Raw genomic sequence first — 21,836 nt, 5'->3', positions numbered from 1 at the left:
ACCGAAGGCTAGCGCCGGGCGAATGAAGCGCCGGTAAGCAACGCATGGATTGATGCGTGAACTTTCACCCGCTGGTCATCTTCGGTCGCGCACGCACCACATCCGATCGCTGATGGCAGACTCGATGCGCTACTGACGCACCGTGCGCAGGTTGTCCGGCGTGCCGGGCGTGCTGCTGCGGAACGGGTTGATGTCGAGGCCGCCACGGCGCGTGTAGCGCGCGTACACGCTGAGCGTCTGCGGCGCGCAACGCTGGGTCAGGTCGACGAAGATCCGCTCGACGCATTGCTCGTGAAATTCGTTGTGGGTGCGGAACGAGACCAGGTAGCGCAGCAGGCCGGCGTGGTCGATCGGTGCGCCGCGGTAGGCGATCTGCACGCTGCCCCAGTCGGGCTGGCCGGTGACCGGACAGTTGGAGCGCAGCAGGTGCGATACCAGGGTTTCCTGCACGGGCTGCACGGTGACGTTGGCGCGCAGGAAGTCCGACTGCGGCGGCCCGTAGTGATCGATGGCGATGTCCTGCGTGTCCAGCAGCTGACCGTCCAGATCGACCGTTGGCAACGCCGCGGCGCGGGCGTCATGCAACTGCACGCTGACCACCGCGCCGGCGGCGGCCGAAAGATCGTGCAGCAGGGTATCGGTGAGCACCTCGGCGCTTTCGATGCGCTCCTGCGCGAAGCCGTTCAGGTACAGCTTGAACGATTTGGATTCGATGATGTGCGATGAAGCCGCCGGGATCCGGAACTCGGCCAGCGCCACCTGCGGCTTGCCTCGCGCATCCAGCCACGAGAGTTCGTAGGCGTTCCAGATGTCCACGCCGTGGAACGGCAGGGTCTCGGCCACGTCGATCTCGCGACGCTTGTCGGCGCGCGGAATCGGGAACAGCAGGTTCGGATCGTAGCGATCAGCGTAGACCGTGTCCTTGCCTAGCGGGGAGGTTTCGGGGGTGCTCATGCGGGGAGTTTAACGCCCCCGCAGCGCGTGCCGGCATCCGGCCGATGAATGCCGACACGCAGGCTCTTCCCATATCGCGCTTCAGACCCTCATGCGTTCACCAACCGCATGCCGGTGTCCACGTAGCGCTCGCCGCTCACCGCGTCGGGCGGAAATGCGGCATCGATGGCGGCCAGTTCTTCCACGCTGAGCTGCACATCCAGTGCGCCCAGGTTCTCGTCCAGTCGGCTGCGCTTGCGCGTGCCGGGAATCGCCAGCACCTCGTTGCCCTGAGCCAACACCCACGCCAGCGCCAGCTGCGCCGGCGAGCAGCCCTTGTCGGCGGCCAGTGCTTTCACCTGGTCGACCAGCTGCAGGTTGCGGGCGAAGTTGTCGCCCATGAAGCGCGGGCTGTGGCGCCGGTAGTCGTCGGCCTCGAAGTCATCCGGCGAACGGATCGCGCCGGTGAGAAAGCCGCGCCCCAGCGGCGAATAGGCGACCAGGCTGACGCCGAGCCGGCGGCAGGCATCGAGCATGCCGTTGCCTTGCGGGTCGCGTGTCCACAGCGAGAACTCGCTTTGCAGCGCGGCGATCGGATGCACCTTGCAGGCACGCTCCAGCGTGGCGCCGGAGGCCTCGCTGAGTCCCAGATAGCGCACCTTGCCGGCAGCGACCAGCTCGGCCATCGCACCGACGGTGTCCTCGATCGGCACGTTCGGATCGACGCGGTGCTGGTAGTACAGATCGATGGTGTCGATGCCCAGCCGCTTGAGGCTGGCATCGCAGGCGGCGTGCACGTAGTCGGGGCGGCCGTTCACGCCGCGCGCCTGCGGGTCGTCGGGGTCGAGCACGATACCGAACTTGGTGGCCACGAACGCCTGCGCGCGACGATCCTTGATGGCCTTGCCGACGAGCACCTCGTTGGTATGCGGGCCGTACATGTCGGCGGTGTCGAGCAGGTTCAGCCCGCGCTCCAGCGCATGGTGGATGGTGGCGATCGATTCGGTGTCGTCGTGGGCGCCATAGAAGGCGCTCATGCCCATGCAGCCCAGGCCGAGCGCGGAGACTTGCGGGGCGGGCTTTCCGGGGGCGTTCTTGCCAAGTGTGCGCGTATGCATGCGATTGCTCCGTGGGTGAAGAGGACGCCATGGTGCGCCTTGGCGCTTGTGCAATAAATATCCAATAATCTGCATCACCATTCCAAATGCGACAACAATCGATGGATCGCCTGGATACCATGCGGCTGTACACGCGGATCGTTGAGCTGGGCAGCTTCACGGCGGCGGCGGCCGATCGTGACCTGCCGCGCGCCACCGTCACCCACGCCATCAAGAAGCTGGAGGCACGCCTGGGTACGCAACTGCTGCAGCGAACCACGCGCTGCCAGCGCGTCACCCCTGACGGCCAGGCCTACTACGCACATTGCGTGCGGCTGCTGGCTGATCTGGATGAGGTGGAAACCGTCTTCCGCGACGGCGCGATCAAACCGCAAGGCCGCCTGCGCATCGACATGCCGGCCACGCTGGGGCGCTGGCTGGTGATTCCCGCGCTGCCCGAGTTCTTCGCCCGTTATCCGCAGATCGCGCTGGAGATCGGCAGCAGCGACCGCATGGTGGACCTGCTGCGCGAGGGAGTCGATTGCGTGTTGCGCGTGGGCGAGTTGCCGGAGTCCAGCGCCAACCTGGTGGGGCGGCGGGTGGCCCAGCTGGCCCAGGTCACCGTCGCCAGCGCCAGCTACCTGCGCCACCACGGCAAGCCGGCCACGCTGGCGGACCTGCAGCGCGGCCATCTGGCGGTGAACTGGACCTCGCCCACCACCCGGCGGGCCGAACCGTCGCTGGAATTCGTGGTCAACCACCGCCGTCGGGTGGTGAGTCTGCCGGGGCGCGTCAGCGTCAGCGGAGTGGAGGCCTACCTGGCCTGTTGCCAGGCGGGGTTGGGCATCGCGCAGTTCCCGCGTTACCGCATCGCCGATCTGCTCGCGGACGGAACCCTGCGCGAACTGTTGCCCGCGTTGCGGCCACCGTCGATGCCGGTGCACGTGCTGTATGCACAGCAGCGGCAGATGCCGGCGCGCTTGCGCGTGTTCATCGACTGGCTGGTGGAGCTGACCGGCAGCTTGCACTGAGAGCCCGTCGGACTTGCGGGCCGCGCCTCCGGATTCGCAGCCGATTCTTCACACATTCGGCTCGCTCCCGGGGCATCGGTAAAGCCACGGGCCATGCCCGCAAGTGTGACGTCACTGCCGCGTCGGGTCCCGGACTGCCCGTGTCGTCGGTTAGGATCAACGGTTTCGTACTGTCGGGCGGCAACGCCCGTGGTCCGTGACCAAGGAAATCCGGGAGCAATCGATGCAAACGATATGGGGCAAGGCGCACTTCGGCGCGGCGCTGGTACTGGGGTTGCTTGCGGCTACGACTACGGTGGCCGCACAGGCGCGCACGCTCACGGCCGCGGATTACGCGCGGGCCGAGCGTTTCATGACCTACAACGCCACGCCGCTGGTCGATCACGCGGTGAACAAGGTCCATTGGCTCGACGATGGCCATTTCTGGTACGTGGACCACGACGCCGACGGCGGCCACTTCGTGCGCATGGGCGCCACTGATGGCAAGCCCGCGCCATTGTTCGACCAGCCGAAACTGGCGGCCGCGCTGACCGAGGCCACCGGCAAGCCAGTGGATGCCGAGAAGCTGCCGGTCAGAAAATACGCCATGCGGTCGGATGGCCGCATCGATGTCGTCGTGCACGACAAGCACTATGTCTGCGACCTTGCCGCAGCGACGGCCAGCTGCGTCGCTCGGGCCACGCTGTTGAAGACCGGCAAGGAGCCCGGCGTGCTGTCGCCGGACGGCAAGAGCGAGGCCTTCATCCGCGACTGGAACCTGTGGTTGCGTGATGTTGCCACCGGCAAGGAGACCCGACTCACCACCGATGGCGTGGAGAACTTTGGGTACGCCACCGACAACGCCGGCTGGAAGCACACCGACAAGGCCATTCTCGAGTGGTCGCCCGATTCGAGGCAGATCGCCACTTTCCAGCAGGACCAGCGCCAGACCGGCGAGATGTATCTGATCAGGACCAGGGTCGGCCATCCCGAGTTGCTGAAGTGGAAATACCCGCTGGTCGGCGACAAGCACGTGACCATGATCGAGCGGGTGATCATCGACGTGCCCACGCACAAGGTGGTGCGCCTGCAGATGCCGCCCGACCAGCACCGCTCCAGCCTGTGCGACGACGTCAGCTGCGGCCCCGATGGCGGCTGGGATGACGTGAAATGGGCCCCCGACGGCAAGACCCTGGCCTTCGTCTCCACCTCGCGCGACCACAAGCACGAATGGTTCCGCATCGCCGATGCGAAAACGGGCAAGGTGCGCACGGTGTTCGAGGAGCAGGTGCCGACGTATTACGAGAGTGGCAACGGCGCGGTGAACTGGCGCTACCTGCCGAAGACGCACGAGGCGATCTGGTTCTCCGAGCGCAACAACTGGGGCAACCTGTATCTGTACGACCTCACCACCGGTAAGCTCAAGCACGCGATCACCACCGGTGAGGGCAATGTCACCGAGGTGCTCCGGGTCGATCCGAAAACGCGCACGCTGTGGTTCCGCGGGGTGGGGCGCACGCCGGGCGTCAATCCGTACTACCAGCAGTTCTGGAAGGTGAGTCTCGACGGCGGCCAACCGACCCTGCTGACACCGGAGGCCGCCGATCACACGATCAGCCTGTCACCGGACGGCCGGCATTTCGTCGATGCGTATTCCACCCCGACCGTGCCGCCGGTCACCGTGCTGCGTCGTTCGGATGACGGGCGCACGCTGGCTACCGTGGCGCGCGGCGACATCAGCCGCCTGCGTGCGGCGGGCTGGGTGCCGCCGATCCCGTTCACGGTGAAGGCGCGCGACGGCAAGACCGATCTGTACGGGCTGATGTTCAAGCCGACCCACTTCGATGCGTCGAAGAAATACCCGATCATCGACTACGTCTATCCCGGCCCGCAGACCGGCTCGGTGCGCGGACGCAGCTTCCTGGCCGCTCGCAGCGACCATCAGGCGATGGCCGAGCTGGGCTTCATCGTGGTGGCGCTCGACGGCATGGGCACGCCGTGGCGTTCCAAGGCCTTCCACGATGCCTATTTCGAGCACATCGAGGACAACACCTTGCCCGACCAGGTGGCCGGGCTGAAGCAGTTGGCCAAGCGCCATCCGTGGATCGACCTCGACCGCGTCGGCATCTGGGGGCACTCCGGCGGCGGCAATGCCACGGCGGGCGCGATGTTCCATTACCCGGATTTCTTCAAGGTCGGCTGGGCCGAGAGCGGCAACCACGACAACCGCAACTACGAGGACGACTGGGCCGAGAAGTGGCAGAGTTTGCTGGTTACCCACAAGGACGGAACCACCAACTACGACGCCCAGGCCAACCAGAGCTTCGCGAAGAACCTCAAGGGCCACCTGATGCTTACCTACGGCACGCTGGACGACAACGTGCCGCCATCCAACACGCTGCTGGTGGTCGAGGCGTTGATCAAGGCCAACCGTGACTTCGACATGATCGCCATTCCCAACGTGCGTCACGGTTACGCGGATGCCACGCCTTACATCACGCGTCGGCGCTGGGATTATTTCGTGCGCTACCTGGCCGGCGACACGCCGCCACCGGAGTATCAGCTGAAGGCGTGGCCGTGGAATTGAGCTGAAGCCCGGCGCCGTGGCGACACGGCGTCGGGCGGGCAGGCTCGATACCCGCCAGGGTCAGCGCGCGCTCGTCTGCTGGGCCAGGCCCTTGGCCAAGGCTTCATCGAGCAACTTGTTCATTGCCTGCTCGGCAGCTTGTTGTGCCTGCTGCTGCTTGCGCTCCATCGCCTGCTGTTGTTTCTCGAAACTGGCCTGCTGCTTTTCCAGCGCCTGTTGCCGAGTAGCCTGACGGGCTTCCAGTTCGGCGCGGCGTTGCTCCAATTCTACCCGGGCAGCGTCCATGGCGGCTTGCTGCGCATCCAGTTCTTCCTGGTGCGCGTGCTGGTCGGACCCGTTGGCTTCGGCGGCCGCGATGCGGGCCGCCATTTGTGCCTGGCGCTGTGCCAGCGCAGCCTGTTCCTGCGCCATGGCGGCATCACGGGCTGCAAGACCGGCCTGTCGGCCGGCCAACGCGCCCTGCTGGCCGGCGAGCTCACCCTGCTGCCGTGCCAGCGCCGTCACTGGCGCGTAGATGCGGCTGGCGCGTTCCAGCATGCCCTTGTCGCGGATCACGTAGGCATGGTCGCCGCGGCGGAACCACAGCATTGCCTTGTTGCTCGCATGGAGTTTCCTCACGGTGTCGAGATCGGCGTTGGAGCCGTTGATGGTGATCGTCGAATCGCCATCGAACAGCGCGAAACCGTTCTGCGCGTGATTCGTGGTGTTGATGTCCACATGTCGGGCGGAGAATCCGCTGTCACGAGGCGGTGGCGGCGGTGGCGGCGGCGGTGCCATCGGTGGTGGCGGAGCCATGCCGGGTGAAGCGGGCAAGGGTGGTGCCGGGGGCGCCGGCGGCATGGGCGGCATGGGTGCCATCGTCGACGCGCTGGCTGCCGGTGTGCTGGCGGCATCGTGCTTGCTGCTGGCGGCGGTGACGCGGTAGGGCAATACGCCGGCCACGGCGACCAGCGCCACCAGCAGCCAACCGCGCAAGTGTCGGCGGGATTCGGGATCAACGTGCTGAAGCATGGTCAGTCGCCTCTTCAGGTTCTGGAACGTGGGGGATGCACCGGCGAGGCCGGCATGGATCGGGTGGGATACGCCCAGGCGCAGCAGCAGTTGGGCGTAGGCGTGCGGCATGGTGCCGGTCTGTCGCAGCACTTCGGCATCGCAGGCGGCCTCGCGTTCGAAGGCGTATTCACGCATGGCCCATCGCACCAGCGGATGGAAGAAGAACAGCCGCCGCGCGATCGCCGGCAGCCAGCCCAGCCACAGGTCACCGCGGCGCAGGTGGGCCAGTTCGTGCGCGATGGCCATCGCCGACTCGAGCGGTGTCATCGCATGGGCCGCGGGCAGCAGCACCACCGGCTGCAGCAGGCCACTGACCTGCGGTGAATCGATCTCCGCGCTGACGTACAGTGGCGGACAGCGGCGCAGGCCCAGGGTACGCGCGCGCTGGGCACAGATTGCCTGCATGCCTGCATCGACCAGTGGTTCCGCCGAGTCGAGCAATCGCCGGGCGCGCCACCACTCACGGGCCAGCAGCGGCAGTTGGGCAAGCGTGGCCACCAGCCAGAGCATGGGCAGCAGCATGTACCAGCGAACCGGGTCGGCAGCTGCAGCGCCGGTCAGCGCCTCGGCATGCTGTGCTGCCGGCACGATGCCGGGCGCGGTGGGCGCCGTGCCTTCCAGCGTGAAAGTGACCGGTGCCTGACCAATCGACGGGCTGCTTGTCGCCGTCGCCGCAGGGGTCAGCAACGGCAGTGCCAGCGGTGCGTGCCAGCACAGGCCGAGCAACAACTGCAGGCTGACCAGCCACCACAGGGTGCACCGTATCGCCGCGGGCAAGCGCGGCAGCAGGCGCAGGATCAACAGCACGACGGCAATCAGCACGCTGGCCTGGATGGACGTCCAGACGAGCCGGACGAGCAAGGTATCGACGAAAAGGCTGAGACTGCTCATGTCACGGATCCTTGCGTCGGGACTGCAACTGCGCCACCAGGGCCTCGAGCTCGGCCAGTTCGTCGTCCGACACTTCCGCCTGCTCGGACATCCACGCCACGAATGGCGACACCGAGCCGCTCAGCGTCTTCTCGACGAAGCTGCCCACCGCACTGTGTACCGCTTCGGCCGCGCCGGTCGCGGTGCTGTAGCGGTACATGCCTTTCAGCTGGCGGCGCTTGAGGTAACCCTTGGCGCGCAGCCGCTCCATCATCGTCAGCACGGTGGAGCGCGCCAGCCCGCGCGGTTCGCCGAAATCGGTGGCCACTTCGCCGACCGATGTCGTGGCCCGCCCGTCGATGTGCTGAAGCAGTGCCAGTTCCTGGTCGCCGATGGAACGCTTGCGCATGACGTGGGTCCGCTTGACTACAGATGTAGGTAAGCTACGCCATGACTACAACTGTAGTCAAGCGATTTTTTTCCTGCCGGTCAGAACGCCATGTCGAACGCCACTTCGCCCTCCACGCCAACCTGGTAGGCAGAGACGCGCCGCTCGAAGAAGTTGGCCAGTTCCTGCACGTCCTGCAGATCCATGAAGTCGAACGGATTCCTTGCACCGTACTTTGCCGGCATGTCGAGCTGGGCAAAGCGCTGGTCGGCGCAGTATTCGAGGTATTGCCGCATGTCCTTCACCGACATGCCGGCCACGCCGCCGGACAACACATCCTCGGCGAACCGGGTTTCACAGGCGATGGCCTCTTCCATCATCTGCTCCACCTGGGCGCGCATGTCGTCGTCGAACAGATCCGGCTCCTGCTCGCGCACCGTACGTACCACCTCGAACGCGAACGCCATGTGGCAGCTTTCGTCGCGAAACACCCAGTTGGTCCCCGCCGCCAGCCCGTGCAGCAGGCCGCGCGAGCGCAGGTAGTAGACATAGGCGAACGCGGCGTAGAAGAACAGTCCTTCGATACAGGCGGCGAAGCAGATCAGGTTGAGCAGGAACTGGCGGCGGTGCGCCCGCGTTTCCAGCCGCGACAGATCCTGGATCGAGTCGATCCACTTGAAGCAGAACGCAGCCTTCTGCTGGATCGAGGGAATCGTCTCGATCGCCGCGAACGCGGCGTTGCGCTCGGCCGAGTCGGGGATATAGGTATCCAGCAAGGTGAGATAGAACTGCACGTGCAGCGCTTCCTCGTACAGTTGGCGCGACAGATACATGCGCGCTTCCGGCGCATTGATGTGCTGGTACAGGTTCAGCACCAGGTTGTTCGACACGATCGTGTCGCCGGTGGCGAAGAACGCGACCAGCCGCCGGATCAGATGGCGGTCGGCGGCGGACATTTTCGTGTCGAGGTCGTGCGTATCCATCGAGAAGTCCACCTCCTCGACAGTCCAGGTGTTCCGGATTGCGTTGCGATACATCTCGTAGAAGGCGGGGTAGCGCATGGGGCGCAGGGTGAGTTCGAAGCCAGGATCGAGGAGCGATGGAGTGAGTGAAGAGGAGTGAGAAGTGAGAGATGATGTTTCGAACATGGAGGTGCTCCTATGCATTATCGAGAGACAGTGGTCTGGAAACGAGCGATGCAAGCAGCCCGGGAGGTTTACGGGCTTGTGCGGTTTCTGCCGCGTGAAGAGACGTATGGCATGCGGGCGCAAATGACGCGCGCGGCGGTATCGGTGCCGAGCAACATTGCGGAAGGCTGGACTAGGGAATCGAAAGCGGAGAAGCGTCAGTTTCTCGCCATAGCGCAAGGCTCGCTCGCGGAACTGGAAACCCAGCTGACGTTGTGTGAGGAGATTGGTTGGCTATCTGCCGGGCAAACACATGTCCTTCGGCAATGCATCGATGAAACCAGCCGCATGCTCACGGCGTTTCGCCAGCGCCTCCGCGCACATGCCCCGTAGGCGGAGCATGCGACGGAGCTTCACCGCTCTCTCTCACTCCTCACTTCTCTTCCCTCACTCCTGGTCCTACTGGCAGGCTTCGCAGTACTCGGGGTTTTCCAGAGAGCAGACAACAGCCGCATTCGCCTGCCTCTGATCCGACACCGTGGTCTTGGCAATCTTCGTCGCCGGTCGCGAGCGCAGGTAATAGGTGGTCTTGATGCCGGTCTTCCACGCGTGCATGTACATGGAGCTGAGCTGACCGATGTTCGGGTTCTCCATGAACAGGTTCAGTGATTGGCTCTGGTCGATGTACGCGCCACGCGCGGCGGCCAGCTCGATCAACGCCTTCTGCGGCAATTCCCACACGGTGCGGTAGATCCGGCGCAGGCGTTCGGGAATGGCGGCGATGTTCTGGATCGACCCCTCGGCGAGCTTGATCGCATCGCGGATTTCGGAGGTCCACAGGCCGAGCGATTTCAGTTCGTCGGCGAGGTGCCGGTTTACCTGCAGGAAGTCGCCGGACAAGGTTTCACGCTTGAACAGGTTGCTGACCTGCGGCTCGATGCATTCGTAGCAGCCGGCGATGGAGGCGATCGTGGCGGTCGGTGCTATTGCGATCAGCAGCGAATTGCGCAGGCCGTGCTGCTTGATCTGGCCGCGCAGGTCATCCCAGCGGGCGGCGTCGTGCGGTGCGGCATCGGGCCAGTGGTCGAATTGCAGTTCGCCGTTTGCCGCGCGGCTGTCGGCGAAGCCGGGGTGCGCACCTTCGGACGCGGCCAGCTCGCACGACTGCGACAGCGCGTGGAAATAGATTTCCTCGGCGATGCGGGTGGACAGCGCCAGCGCCTCGGCGGAGTCGAACGGCAGGCGCAGCTTGAAGAACACGTCCTGCAGGCCCATCACGCCCAGGCCCACCGGGCGCCACTTCATGTTGGCGGTGCGTGCGGTGTGGATGGGGTAGAAGTTCAGGTCGATCACGCGGTTGAGCTGGCGCACGGCGGTGCGCACGGTGGAGGCAAGCTGCTCGAAATCGAACGCCCCGTCGACTACATGCCGCGCCAGGTTGACCGAGCCGAGATTGCACACGGCCGTTTCGTCGATCGAGCTGACTTCGAGGATCTCGGTGCACAGGTTGGACAGGTGGATCACGTTCTCGGGTCTGGCCGTCTGGTTGCTGGTCGCGTTGCAGCGATCCTTGAACGTCATCCAGCCGTTGCCGGTCTGCGCCAGCGTGCGCATCATGCGGGCGTAGAGTTCGCGCGCCTTCACCGTTTTCACGGCAAGCCCGTCACTCTCGGCCTTGCGATACGCCACATCGAACGTCTCGCCCCAGCTGTCGACGAAGTGCGGCACGAGCTTCGGATCGAACAAAGACCAGTCGCCATCGCTTTCGACCCGGCGCATGAACTCGTCCGGAATCCAGTTGGCGATGTTGAGGTTGTGCGCGCGGCGTGCATCGTCGCCGGTGTTGTCGCGCAGTTCGAGGAAGTCCTCGATGTCGGCGTGCCAGGTTTCCAGATACACGCAGGCCGCGCCCTTGCGCTTGCCGCCCTGGTTCACTGCCGCGACCGACGCGTCCAGTGTCTTCAGCCACGGCAGCAGGCCGTTGGAGTGGCCGTTGGTGCCCTTGATCAGCGAGCCGCGCGAACGCACGCGCGAGTAGGCCAGGCCGATGCCGCCGGCAAACTTGGACAGCTTGGCGACATCGGCGTATTTGTCATAGATCGCCTCCAGCGAATCGACCGGCGAGTCCAGCAGATAGCACGAACTCAATTGCTCGTGCGCGGTGCCCGCATTGAACAGGGTAGGCGAGCTGGCGATGTATTCCAGCGAGGACAGCAGCCGATAGAGTTCCAGCGTTTCGCCGATGTCGTTGCCGCCCAGCGCGCAGGCGATACGCATGAAGAAGTATTGCGGCGTTTCCAGCACCAGCCGGCGCTGCGGGTGACGCAGCAGGTAGCGGTCGTATACCGTGCGCAGGCCGAAGTATTCGAAGCGATGGGTGGCCAGCGGGTCGATCGCGTCGTTGAACTTGCGCGCGTTGGCGGCCACGAAGTCACGCAGTCGATCGTTGAGGATGCCCAGCTCGGCGCCACGGGCGATCGATTGCGAAAAGCTCTGGATCTCCTGGCCGCTGACCTCCTTGTCGATGAAGGCACCGAGCAGGCGCGCGGCGAGCTGGCCGTATTCCGGTTCCTCGGCGGTCAGCCCGGCGGCGGTGCGGATCGACAGTTGGTCCAGTTCCTGGGTGGTGGCGCCGTCGTACAGGCCGCCGATGGTCTTCAGCGCCACGCGCAGCGGATCGACCCCGTGCAGGCCGTCGGCGCTGCGGGTCACTGCACGCACGATCTTGTTGACGTCGACGGTTTCCCGGATCCCGTTGCGTTTGGTCACGTGCATCTGGGCGGGCGTGTGCGGCGACGTCAGCGTGAACGCAGGGTCGGATGCGTGGAGTGTTTCGTTGAGGGTGGATGATTCGACGCGCGCGACGGTGCGCTCGCGTTCTGCGGTATCGAGGGATTGCATGGCTGGTGGCTCCCGGCATGGACATCAAACGCCTGCTTCCCGCGAGCAGGGCCTGATAGCGACGGATCCGGGGGCGAACGCGCAAGGCGCGCGCCGCAACGACGCCCGCCTTCACGACGCACTTCCCCGCGGAAGCCGTCACTACGCACCGGGACACGTTCGTCCCGGTGTGTCGGCAGGTCTTCGGACTTGCGGACGTGGATCAAGGCGATCCGCCTACTTGTGCCCGCTTCCCAGCCATGGAAGGCCAGTGCATGTGGGCATGTTCGTTTCCGCTTTACCGCTGCGGGGCAGTTCCGGAGTTACACCGGATTCCCTTTTGAGCCCGATCGACGTCGCGTCTGGTCGGGCACCGACGGCCACAACATATCGGGTGCCGATGGCAGCGTCAACCCAACAGGTTGTGAACAATCCCGTCGGCCTTGAGTCGGCGCTGATCCGGTCAGGGCCGGCGACGGCGTTACAGCGCGTCGTTGTCCAGCTCGCCGGTACGGATCCGGATCACCTGCTCCAGCGTACTGACGAAGATCTTGCCGTCGCCGATCTTGCCGGTACGCGCGGAGGCCTGGATCGCCTCGATCACGCGGTCGAGCTGATCATCGGCCACCGCCACCTCCAGCTTGATCTTGGGCAGGAAGTCGACCACGTACTCGGCACCGCGATACAGCTCGGTATGGCCCTTCTGGCGACCGAACCCCTTGACCTCGGTGACCGTAACGCCCTGCACGCCGACCTCAGCGAGCGACTCGCGCACATCGTCCAGCTTGAACGGCTTGATGATCGCCACGACCAGTTTCATGAAGCATTCCCTCGATTCTGCGCGCGACGGCGCGACGGCTGCGCCAGTGTACTGCCCCTTCCGGCACGACGTTCTCGCCGGATTGACGTTGGTGTAGGACAATCCCTACACACTTTGACGGAGCGCACCGATGGTGGCGACAAATTCCATTCACCTACTCTTTACCTCGACGAGTTTGAGGCGCTGTCCATGATGGACAAGCAGGATATCGACCAGATTGCCCTGCGGCTTGTGTCGTTGGTACCGCCAGGACTGGCACAGGTGCAGCAGGATTTGCGCGCCAACTTCCAGGATGTTCTGGCGCAGGGATTGCGCCGCCTCGACCTGGTCACCCGCGAGGAGTTCGATGTCCAGGCCGGTGTGCTGTCCCGCACCCGCACCAAGGTCGATGAACTGGAGCAACGTGTGGCCGAACTCGAGGCCATCGTCGCTGCCCGCGGGGGCCAGCCGTAACCACCTCCCGGGAGCCGCCTCCGATCCGTCACCCTCACCCCGAGAACGATCGGAGGCGGTTATTTATTGAGCACTGACAGGCGGAGTCGCTTGATGTTGTCTGGAATCAGCGCCCCCTGTCCGCCTCGGCGACCGTCCGTCCGATGAGTCTTGCGGTCACGCTCAGCCGCGCCCAGGAAGGCATCGCCGCGCCGCAGGTCATGGTCGAGGTGCATCTTTCCGGTGGCTTGCCCTGCACCAATATCGTCGGCCTGCCCGAGGCGGCGGTGCGCGAGGCGCGCGATCGCGTGCGCGTGGCGATCCAGAACACCGCGTTCGAATACCCCAATCGCCGGGTCACGGTGAACCTGGCGCCAGCCGAGTTGCCCAAGGATGGTGGGCGCTTCGATCTGTCGATCGCGCTGGGCATTCTCGCCGCCAGCGGCCAGGTGCCGCGCGAAAAGCTGGATGATTGCGAATTTCTCGGCGAACTGGCGCTGACCGGATCGCTGCGCAGCGTTTCCGGCGTGCTGCCGGCCCTGCTGCGTGCGCGGGCACGCGATCGCCGCGTGGTCGTGCCGCGCGAGAACGCCGCCGAAGCGGCCCTGGTGCCGGATGTGGATGTGCGGGTGGCCGATACCCTGGCCGAGGTCTGCGGGTGGTTGCGCGGCGCGCACGAGTTGTCGATGCCGGTGGGCATTCCCAGCAATGGCGGCGCGCATGACGGGCCCGACCTGGCCGACGTGCGCGGACAGACGCAGGCACGGCGCGCGCTGGAGATTGCCGCGGTCGGCGGCCACCATTTGTTGCTGATCGGGCCACCGGGCACCGGCAAGACCATGCTGGCCGAGCGCCTGTCGGGCATTCTTCCGCCGCTGACCGAATCCGAAGCGCTGGAGACCTGCGCGGTGTTGTCGGTCTCCGGCCAGGCCACCGACCTCGCGCACTGGCGACGCCGGCCGTTCCGGGCGCCGCACCACACCGCGTCGGCGGTGGCGCTGGTGGGCGGCGGCTCGTATCCGCGCCCGGGCGAGATTTCGCTGGCGCACAATGGCGTGCTGTTCCTGGATGAGCTGCCCGAGTTCAGTCGGCATGTGCTCGAAGTGCTGCGCGAGCCGATGGAATCGGGTCACATCATGATCTCGCGGGCGGCCCGGCAGTCGACCTTTCCCGCCCAGTTCCAGCTGGTGGCGGCGATGAATCCCTGTCCGTGCGGCTATGCCGGCGAGCCGCGCTGCCAGTGCACGCCCGATCAGGTGCAGCGCTACCGCTCACGCATCTCCGGTCCGCTGCTGGATCGCATCGACATCTGCGTGCAGGTGCCGCCGGTGCCGCTGGCGGACCTCAGCACGCCAAGCAACGAGCGCGATGAGGACTCCGCCACGGTGCGCACGCGGGTGCTCGCCGCGCGTCGCCAATCCCTGATGCGCGCTGGCCGACCCAACGCCGAGATCAGCACGCGCGAACTGGAGCGCGACTGCGCCCTGGGCGCCGCGGAACGACGCTGGTTCGAGGCTGCGCTGGAGCGTCTGGGCCTGTCCGCGCGGGCCTACCACCGGGTGTTGCGGGTGGCCCGCACGATCGCCGATCTGGATGGAGGCGCCGCGCTGCTTGAGCGCGAGCATCTGGCCGAAGCGCTGCAGTACCGGCGTTTCTGAGATCCTGCCGCAAGTCGAGGCTGGACGCTCGCACCCGGGCATGTTTCGATAGCGGCCGGACAGGTTGAAGGGCACATCATGAGTATCGAGCTCGGCCTGATGCTCGCCGGGATGCTGATGATCGGTTTCCTGTCGCAATGGCTGGCGTGGCGGGTGAGGTTGCCGGCCATTCTGTTCCTGCTGCTCGCCGGCATCGTGCTTGGGCCGGCCACCGGCGTGCTGGATCCCGACCTGTTGTTGGGCGACTTGCTGTTCCCGATGGTGTCGCTGGCGGTTGCGCTGATCCTGTTCGAAGGCAGCCTGACCCTGCGCTTCCACGAATTGCCGGGCATCGGTCGCGCGGTGCGCGGGTTGGTCAGCTACGGCGCCGTTGTCACCCTGTTGCTGCTGGCTTGGGCCGCGCACGCGATTGCCGACGTGAGCTGGCCGATTGCCTTGCTGTATGGCGCGCTGGGTTGTGTCACCGGACCGACGGTGATCGCGCCGATGTTGCGCACGCTGCGACCGAATGCCCGCATTGCCAACACGCTGCGTTGGGAAGGCATCGTGATCGATCCGCTGGGCGCCTTGTTCGCGGTGCTGATCTTCGAGGCGATCGTGTCGCGCGAGGAAGGCCACACCATCGGTGTGTTCCTCGCCACGATCGGCAGCGGCGTGGTGATCGGTGCCGTGGCGGCATGGCTGATCGCGTTCTTCCTGCGTCGGCAGATGATTCCCGAGTACCTGCAGAACTATGCCGTGCTGGCCGCCGTGCTGCTGGCCTTCAGCCTGTCCAATGTGCTGACCCATGAATCGGGTCTGCTGGTGGTGACGATCATGGGCATCGCGCTGGGCAACATGCGCGGTGTGCACATGGACGACATCCTGGATTTCAAGGAAAGCCTGACCACGGTGCTGGTGTCGGTGCTGTTCATCGTGCTGGCGGCACGGCTGGCCTGGCCGCTGCCGCCCGGCATGCTGCTGGCCGGCATCGCGCTGTTCGCGGTGGCGCAATTTCTGGTGCGTCCGTTCACCGTGGCCCTGGCCAGCGTGGGCAGCAGGCTCAGCTGGCGCGAGCGCGCACTGATCGGCTGGGTCGCGCCACGCGGCATCGTGGCTGCGTCGGTGTCGGCCCTGTTCGCCCTGCGTCTGGAGGAGTTGGGGGTGCCGGGCGCCGATGCGCTGCTGCCGCTGATCTTCACCCTGATCATCGGCACGGTGGTGCTGCAGAGCGCCACCGCGCGACCGCTGGCGATCTGGCTGAAAGTGGCCGAGCCGGAACCGCGCGGCGTGTTGATTTTCGGTTCCGACGCGGTGGCGCGGGCCGTCGGCAAGGTGCTGGGCGAGGCCGGCTTTCGCGTAGTGCTGGCCGACGACGACTGGGACGGCATCCGGCAGGCACGCATGGATGGCCTGACCACGTTCTTCGGCAACCCCGCCTCGCCGCACGCGGAGCGCCACCTGGATCTCACCGGCATCGGCCGCTTGCTGGCCATGTCCACCCACCGCGAGCGCAACTCGCTGGCGTGCGTGCACTACCGGCAGGAGTTTGGCCGCGAAAAGGTCTACCGGTTGCGCAACCTGACGCCGCAGGAGAATACCGATCGCGCCGCGCTGGCCGGAAGCCTGCTGGCGCCACCCCTGTTCGACGAGACCATGACCCACGGCCGCTTCGCCGAGATGCTGGAGCAGGGCTGGCGGATCAAGCTGACCAAGCTCACCGACACCTTCGACTGGCCGCAGTTTGTCGAGCAGTACGGTTCCAACAGCGTGTTGATGTTCGGCGTGGAGGAGAAGGGTCTGCTGCGCGTGGCTTCGACCAAACGCGAGCTCGAACCCAAGTCGGGCTGGACCGTGATCGTGCTGGTGCCGCCGAGCAGTGCGTAGCTGCGCGACCCGGATAGGCATCGCGCATTTGGCGCACCCGATGGATGAGAGTCGTACGGCAGCCCAAATTTCTGCGACCCATGCTCTCGGGAGTTCGTCGAACCTGGCCGGGCCCGTTTGCGGACCCATCTGTGCGGAACGTATCCCCGTCGATTCCTGGTCGATCCGAACGCCATCGCCCAAACCCGACAGGTTCCTTGGGGCTGACCGTCCGGGAGCGTGACGTCATCGCTGCATTTACCATCGGCACCAACGTCAACAGGCTTCCCGCATGAACCAGATCAGTGCGCCCGCCCCGGCCAATGCCCAAGCCCGCGGCAGCATCGCCTGCGTCGGCCTGGGCATGACGCTGGGCTCACATCTCGGCCCGCTTGCGCGCAGCCATATCGAGCAGGCCGATGTGGTGTTCGCCGCGGTGTCGGACGGGATCGTGGAAATGTGGCTGGAAAGCATGCACCCGGATGTACGCAGCCTGCAGCCGTATTATGGCAAGGGCGACAAGTCGCGCCTGCGCACCTACCACGAGTGGGTCGAGGTGATGATGGTCGAGGTACGCGCGGGCAGGAAAGTCTGTGCCGTGTTCTACGGCCACCCCGGAATATTTGCGTGGTCCCCGCACGAGGTCATCAAGCTGGCGCGCGCGGAGGGCTTCCACGCCCACATGGAGCCGGGCATCTCCGCCGAGGATTGTCTGTACGCCGACCTCGGCATCGATCCGGGGCGCCTCGGTTGTCAGCATTACGAAGCGAGCCAGCTGCTGTTCTGCGAAACCGCCATCAATCCCTGTGCCTACCTGGTGTTGTGGCAGGTGGGTCTGGTCGGTGACCGCTCCCTGAAGCGATTTTCCACCGGTCCCGAGTATCGACAGGTCTTGGTCGATGTGCTGAATGAGGATTACCCGCTGGATCACGAGGTGATCATCTATCGCTGCGCGACCCTGCCGATTCAGCAGCCGCGCATCCGCCGCGTGAAACTGCGGGATCTGCCGGCGATAGACGTGACCGCGGAGGAAACCGTGATACTGCCGCCCGCTTCGGCGCTGCGCCCCAACCAGAGGGTGCGGGAGCGATTGGCCGCGCTGGATCGCGCTCAGCTGGCGGAGGACCAGCAGCGCGAAACGTAAAGCTTCGGCGAGCGAGATGCCGGCGTTCGAGATGGGGAGCGCCTGCCAGAGAGCATTATCTGCAGCCCACGCATCTTCGCGTGTCGCGCCCCGGCCACTTTCGGCGCCACTGGCAATCCGGAGCCGTGATAGGCTCAAGAGTGGCGCCCGAGGCGCGCGACGTTAACGGGCACTGGAGCTTCGCCCGCCGACGGAGGGATGAGTCATATACAACGAAACAGGGGGGCACATGAGCCATACGATCGAGCTGCTGGAAGCCATCGGCCGGGATGCGTCGCTGCGCCACGCTTCGGCGGAGGATCTGGCGCAGGTCTTGACCGGACTGCACGCCAGCGAGGCGCTCAGGCAGGCGGCAATCTCCGGCGACGACAGCCACCTGGCAAGGGAGCTTGGCCACCGGGACATTAGGTCGCCAAATCATCCGAACAATAATGTCGGCGCTGGGCACGACGGCGACGACGATCAGGACGGTAGTCATCCATCCGGCGGCGATACTGACGACGGCGACACCGAAGGTGTGGGCCAGTCCGGATAAACGGTATTTACGCCCGCGGCAAACCCCGGTCTTTCGGCAAATACATGCAACATTCCGCGTCAGGATGTTTCGCGAGACGCGTCCTTCTCGCAGGGGCGCTTTTCGGCGTGCTCATGGGCAGCGCCGCGGGGACCATCTCCGAGCCGAGCGCGCCTGCCGTCTTGCTTGCCCAGGCTGAAGAACTCCAGCTGAGGGATCACACACGCTTTGCCGACATTCTCAAGCAGCTCCATCAGCAGGAGAACCGGCTTTCCCCGGCACAACGGTGGCATCTGCGCTACCTGGATGCCTATCAGGCAAGTCTCGCAGGGAACCTCGCCAAAGAGGCTCCCATCATGCGGGACATCATCGCCCACTCGGGTGACGCGGCACTGGCGACGCGCGCCAAAGCGAACCTGATGACAGGCCTGGCGATCAACCGTCAATACGAAGAGGCCTTCAGGGTGGCCAATTCTTTGATGGTCGATCTGCCGCAGGTAACAGACGACAACGCCCGTGCACAGGCGCTGCGCGCGATCGTCCAGATGCTTGATCTCGCAGGAGAGACTGATCAAGCCTTGATATACGCCCGGCAGCTGGACCCGGAAAAGGCATCACCCAAGAATCGATGTGCCAATTATTCATACCAAGTCAATGCGATAAGTTACTCCGTCACGCTTGGCTCGAATGATCCCGCTCTCCGGCGCGCGATCGCCGTGTGTCTTGCCGACAAACAGGACGTGTACGCCAACACGCAGCGCCTTTCCCGCGCGGATTTGCTGACTGAAGAGGGGCACCCGGATCAGGCCATTGCGTTGCTGAAACGCATCCGGCCGAGCGTGCTGCGATCGGGGTTCCAGCCGCACATTTCTGGCCTGGACGTCAGCCTTGCGCAAGCCTACGCAAGCCAGGGCAATGATGTCGCTGCGAGGCAGTCGGCGCTGGCCGCCTTGGCAGCGAGTGACCCGAAGAGTTTCACCTGGCCGCAGCAAGCCGCCTACAAACTGCTTTACCAAATCGCGAAGCGGGCCGGTGATGACGGGGCAGCACTGGCGTACTACCAGAAGTACGTGGCCCAGGACAAAGCCGCCATGGACGACACCAAGACGCGCGCGTTGGCCTACCAGATGGTCAGGCAACAAGTGCTGGACAAGAAGCTGAAACTGGAGGCCGCGGACAAGCAGAACGGCATTCTCAAACTGCGTCAGGCGCTGGCAAGCAAGGCGCAGGAGACAAGTCGGCTGTACATCGTGCTGTTGCTGCTGGTGATCGCTTTCATCGGCCTGTGGGCGTACCGCCTCAAGCGATCGCAAGTGCGCTTCCGGCGCATGGCTCGTCATGATGGCCTGACCGGAGTATTCAATCGGCAGCATTTCCTGCATGAAGCGGAGCGAATCCTGCAGCGGCTGCACCAGACCGACGCGGGCGCCTGCCTGGTGGTGCTGGATCTGGATCACTTCAAGCGGGTCAACGACACCTACGGCCATGTCGCCGGCGACAAAGTCCTGCGGCGCGTCGTGGCAGTGTGCATCCGGGAGCTGCGTGACTCCGACCTGTTTGGCCGTCTGGGTGGCGAGGAGTTCGGCATCCTGTTGCAGACATGTACACGCGAGCAGGGCATCGAGATTGCCAGCCGTATCCGCCGCAGTCTCGCCGCCACTTTGCTGGAGCTCGATCCGGAGACCACGGTGGTGGTTTCAGCCAGCCTGGGCCTGGCGCACAGCGCCCTCTCCGGCTACGCGTTCCATCAACTCTTCACCGACGCCGATGCCGCGCTCTACCGCGCCAAGCATGACGGTCGCAACCGACTGGTGGTCGACACCGGCGGAGATGCGAAGGTCGTGGACGATGCCGACATGGTGGACATCGCCAATGCCTGACGCTGCGCTGGCCGCAGTTTGTCGTGCAGATCCGTTCGAACGGCGTGGTGATGTTCGGCGTGGAGGAAAAGCTTGCTTCGGGCAGCCTCGACCAAGCGTGATTTCGAATCCAAATTGAGCTGGGCGGTGATCATGCTGGCCCCGCCAACCGAGGTGTAGGAGCGCACCCTGTGCGCGAATGGCGGGCGTAGCTCGCCTCGCCTCAACAACAAGAGCATCGCGCACAGGGTGCGCTCCTACACGCCTCGCGTTCCTATGCCACGGCAGCCTGCTTGAACTGCGCCTCCTCGGTCGAGCCGGTCAGTGCCGTGGTCGACGACTGTCCCTGCTGGATCGCCTGGGTCACCGCGTCGAAGTAGCCGGTGCCGACCTCGCGCTGATGCTTCACGGCGGTGAAGCCGCGGTCGGCCGAGGCGAACTCCTTTTCCTGCAGCTCGACGAAGGCGCTCATCTGGCGGCGGGCGTAGCCGTGGGCCAGGTCGAACATGCCGTAGTTGAGGCTGTGGAAGCCGGCCAGGGTGATGAACTGGAACTTGTAGCCCATCGCGCCGAGTTCCTTCTGGAAGCGGGCGATGGTGGCGTCGTCGAGGTTCTTCTTCCAGTTGAAACTGGGTGAGCAGTTGTAGGCCAGCATCTTGCACGGGAACTTGGCGTGGATCGCCTCGGCGAAGCGACGCGCATCCTCCAGGTTCGGCTTGCTGGTCTCGCACCAGATCAGGTCGGCGTAGGGTGCGTAGGCGAGGCCGCGGCTGATCGCCTGGTCCAGGCCGGGCTTGACCCGGAAGAAGCCCTCGACAGTGCGCTCGCCGGTGATGAAGGGCTTGTCGTTGTCGTCGATGTCCGAGGTCAGCAGGTCGGCGGCATCGGCGTCGGTGCGCGCCACGATCAGGGTCGGCACGCCGGCGACGTCGGCGGCCAGGCGCGCGGCGTTCAACTTGTCGACGGCTTCGCGGGTGGGCACCAGCACCTTGCCGCCCATGTGGCCGCACTTTTTCACCGAGGCCAGCTGATCCTCGAAATGCACGCCGGCAGCACCGGCCTCGATCATCGCCTTCATCAGCTCGAACGCATTCAGCACGCCGCCGAAGCCCGCCTCGGCATCGGCCACGATCGGCACCAGCCAGTCGATCTCGTTGTTGCCTTCGGCGTGATGGAGCTGATCGGCGCGCAGCAAGGTGTTGTTGATGCGCTTGACCACCAGCGGCACCGAGTTGGCCGGGTACAGTGACTGGTCCGGATACATTTCACCGGCCACATTGGCGTCGGCCGCGACCTGCCAGCCGGACAGGTACACCGCCTGCAGTCCGGCCTTGACCTGCTGCATGGCCTGGTTGCCGGTAAGCGCGCCGAGCGCGTTGACGAAATCCTCCTGATGCAGCGATTTCCACAGCCGTTCGGCGCCGCGGCGGGCCAGCGAGTGCTCGATCTGCACCGTGCCGCGCAAGCGCACCACGTCATCGGCGGAATAGTTGCGCTGCACGCCGGTCCAGCGTGCGTTGTTCTTCCAGTCCAGGGTGATCTGTTCGGCGGTGGGCAGGTGGCTCTTCATGGCATGGCTCCGTGGTGGGACTGTTGCGTTGTCGTGTTGGAACGCGGCG

17 protein-coding genes and 1 riboswitch are annotated in these 21,836 nt (G+C 65.2%); of the genes, 9 read left to right on the top strand and 8 right to left on the bottom strand.

What is annotated here, in order from left to right:
- Window positions 1–129: 129 nt before the first annotated feature.
- Together queF and AC0L58_RS15175 are read right to left on the bottom strand one after the other, a co-directional pair.
- Window positions 130–954, bottom strand: coding sequence for an NADPH-dependent 7-cyano-7-deazaguanine reductase QueF (gene queF / locus AC0L58_RS15180; protein WP_473684852.1), 825 nt, complete (start codon window positions 952–954; stop codon window positions 130–132).
- Window positions 955–1,043: 89 nt separating this feature from the next.
- A complete protein-coding gene (locus AC0L58_RS15175) occupies window positions 1,044–2,051 on the bottom strand; it encodes an aldo/keto reductase (RefSeq protein ID WP_473684850.1) in 1,008 nt (335 codons plus the stop codon).
- 101 nt (window positions 2,052–2,152) lie between these two features.
- Here AC0L58_RS15175 and AC0L58_RS15170 point away from each other — a divergent pair, with 101 nt between their 5' ends.
- Both AC0L58_RS15170 and AC0L58_RS15165 read left to right on the top strand, forming a co-directional pair.
- Window positions 2,153–3,061 (top strand): LysR family transcriptional regulator, encoded by a 909-nt coding sequence (locus tag AC0L58_RS15170; RefSeq protein WP_473684848.1) that lies wholly within the window; start codon window positions 2,153–2,155, stop codon window positions 3,059–3,061.
- A 223-nt stretch (window positions 3,062–3,284) separates the two neighbouring features.
- Window positions 3,285–5,627, top strand: a complete 2,343-nt coding sequence (locus AC0L58_RS15165; protein WP_473684846.1) for a S9 family peptidase — start codon at window positions 3,285–3,287, stop codon at window positions 5,625–5,627.
- Between the two features lie 60 nt (window positions 5,628–5,687).
- On the opposite strand, the gene AC0L58_RS15160 is transcribed toward AC0L58_RS15165, so the two are convergent.
- The 3 genes from AC0L58_RS15160 to AC0L58_RS15150 all read right to left on the bottom strand — a co-directional run bounded on the left by AC0L58_RS15160 (window position 5,688) and on the right by AC0L58_RS15150 (window position 9,086).
- Window positions 5,688–7,571 carry a M56 family metallopeptidase gene (locus AC0L58_RS15160; RefSeq protein ID WP_473684844.1) on the bottom strand — a complete coding sequence of 628 codons (1,884 nt, stop codon included), beginning with the start codon at window positions 7,569–7,571 and terminating at the stop codon, window positions 5,688–5,690.
- Window position 7,572: 1 nt separating this feature from the next.
- Window positions 7,573–7,959 carry a BlaI/MecI/CopY family transcriptional regulator gene (locus AC0L58_RS15155; RefSeq protein WP_473684842.1) on the bottom strand — a complete coding sequence of 129 codons (387 nt, stop codon included), beginning with the start codon at window positions 7,957–7,959 and terminating at the stop codon, window positions 7,573–7,575.
- A gap of 80 nt (window positions 7,960–8,039) precedes the next feature.
- Window positions 8,040–9,086, bottom strand: a complete 1,047-nt coding sequence (locus AC0L58_RS15150; protein ID WP_473684840.1) for a ribonucleotide-diphosphate reductase subunit beta — start codon at window positions 9,084–9,086, stop codon at window positions 8,040–8,042.
- A 12-nt stretch (window positions 9,087–9,098) separates the two neighbouring features.
- Here AC0L58_RS15150 and AC0L58_RS15145 point away from each other — a divergent pair, with 12 nt between their 5' ends.
- Complete coding sequence (locus tag AC0L58_RS15145; protein WP_473684838.1) at window positions 9,099–9,458, top strand: four helix bundle protein; 360 nt, start codon at window positions 9,099–9,101, stop codon at window positions 9,456–9,458.
- 66 nt (window positions 9,459–9,524) lie between these two features.
- Here the strand turns inward: AC0L58_RS15145 and AC0L58_RS15140 are convergent, their stop codons facing one another.
- Entirely contained in the window at window positions 9,525–11,966 is a 2,442-nt protein-coding gene (locus tag AC0L58_RS15140) for a ribonucleoside-diphosphate reductase subunit alpha (protein WP_473684836.1), read from the bottom strand.
- A gap of 157 nt (window positions 11,967–12,123) precedes the next feature.
- Window positions 12,124–12,338: riboswitch (cobalamin riboswitch) on the bottom strand.
- An 88-nt stretch (window positions 12,339–12,426) separates the two neighbouring features.
- Window positions 12,427–12,765, bottom strand: a complete 339-nt coding sequence (glnK, locus tag AC0L58_RS15135) for a P-II family nitrogen regulator (RefSeq protein ID WP_473684834.1) — start codon at window positions 12,763–12,765, stop codon at window positions 12,427–12,429.
- A gap of 189 nt (window positions 12,766–12,954) precedes the next feature.
- Here glnK and AC0L58_RS15130 point away from each other — a divergent pair, with 189 nt between their 5' ends.
- The 6 genes from AC0L58_RS15130 (at window position 12,955) to AC0L58_RS15105 (ending at window position 20,238) form a co-directional block, all read left to right on the top strand.
- Entirely contained in the window at window positions 12,955–13,218 is a 264-nt protein-coding gene (locus tag AC0L58_RS15130) for an accessory factor UbiK family protein (RefSeq protein WP_473684832.1), read from the top strand.
- Window positions 13,219–13,361: 143 nt separating this feature from the next.
- Window positions 13,362–14,855, top strand: a complete 1,494-nt coding sequence (locus AC0L58_RS15125) for a YifB family Mg chelatase-like AAA ATPase (protein WP_473684830.1) — start codon at window positions 13,362–13,364, stop codon at window positions 14,853–14,855.
- A gap of 78 nt (window positions 14,856–14,933) precedes the next feature.
- Entirely contained in the window at window positions 14,934–16,721 is a 1,788-nt protein-coding gene (locus AC0L58_RS15120; protein WP_473684828.1) for a cation:proton antiporter, read from the top strand.
- A 271-nt stretch (window positions 16,722–16,992) separates the two neighbouring features.
- Window positions 16,993–17,844: an SAM-dependent methyltransferase gene (locus AC0L58_RS15115; RefSeq protein WP_473684826.1), complete on the top strand. Its 852-nt coding sequence runs from the start codon at window positions 16,993–16,995 to the stop codon at window positions 17,842–17,844.
- 229 nt (window positions 17,845–18,073) lie between these two features.
- Window positions 18,074–18,379, top strand: a complete 306-nt coding sequence (locus AC0L58_RS15110; protein WP_473684824.1) for a hypothetical protein — start codon at window positions 18,074–18,076, stop codon at window positions 18,377–18,379.
- A gap of 335 nt (window positions 18,380–18,714) precedes the next feature.
- Window positions 18,715–20,238, top strand: coding sequence for a sensor domain-containing diguanylate cyclase (locus AC0L58_RS15105; RefSeq protein WP_473684822.1), 1,524 nt, complete (start codon window positions 18,715–18,717; stop codon window positions 20,236–20,238).
- Window positions 20,239–20,491: 253 nt separating this feature from the next.
- On the opposite strand, the gene aceA is transcribed toward AC0L58_RS15105, so the two are convergent.
- Entirely contained in the window at window positions 20,492–21,787 is a 1,296-nt protein-coding gene (gene aceA / locus AC0L58_RS15100) for an isocitrate lyase (RefSeq protein ID WP_473684820.1), read from the bottom strand.
- Between the last annotated feature and the right edge of the window lie 49 nt (window positions 21,788–21,836).

The sequence above is a fragment of the Rhodanobacter sp. G2-10 genome (assembly GCF_055809185.1).
The sequence above is the reverse complement of the archived record's forward strand: the minus strand, read 5'-3'. Positions and strand labels throughout refer to the sequence as shown.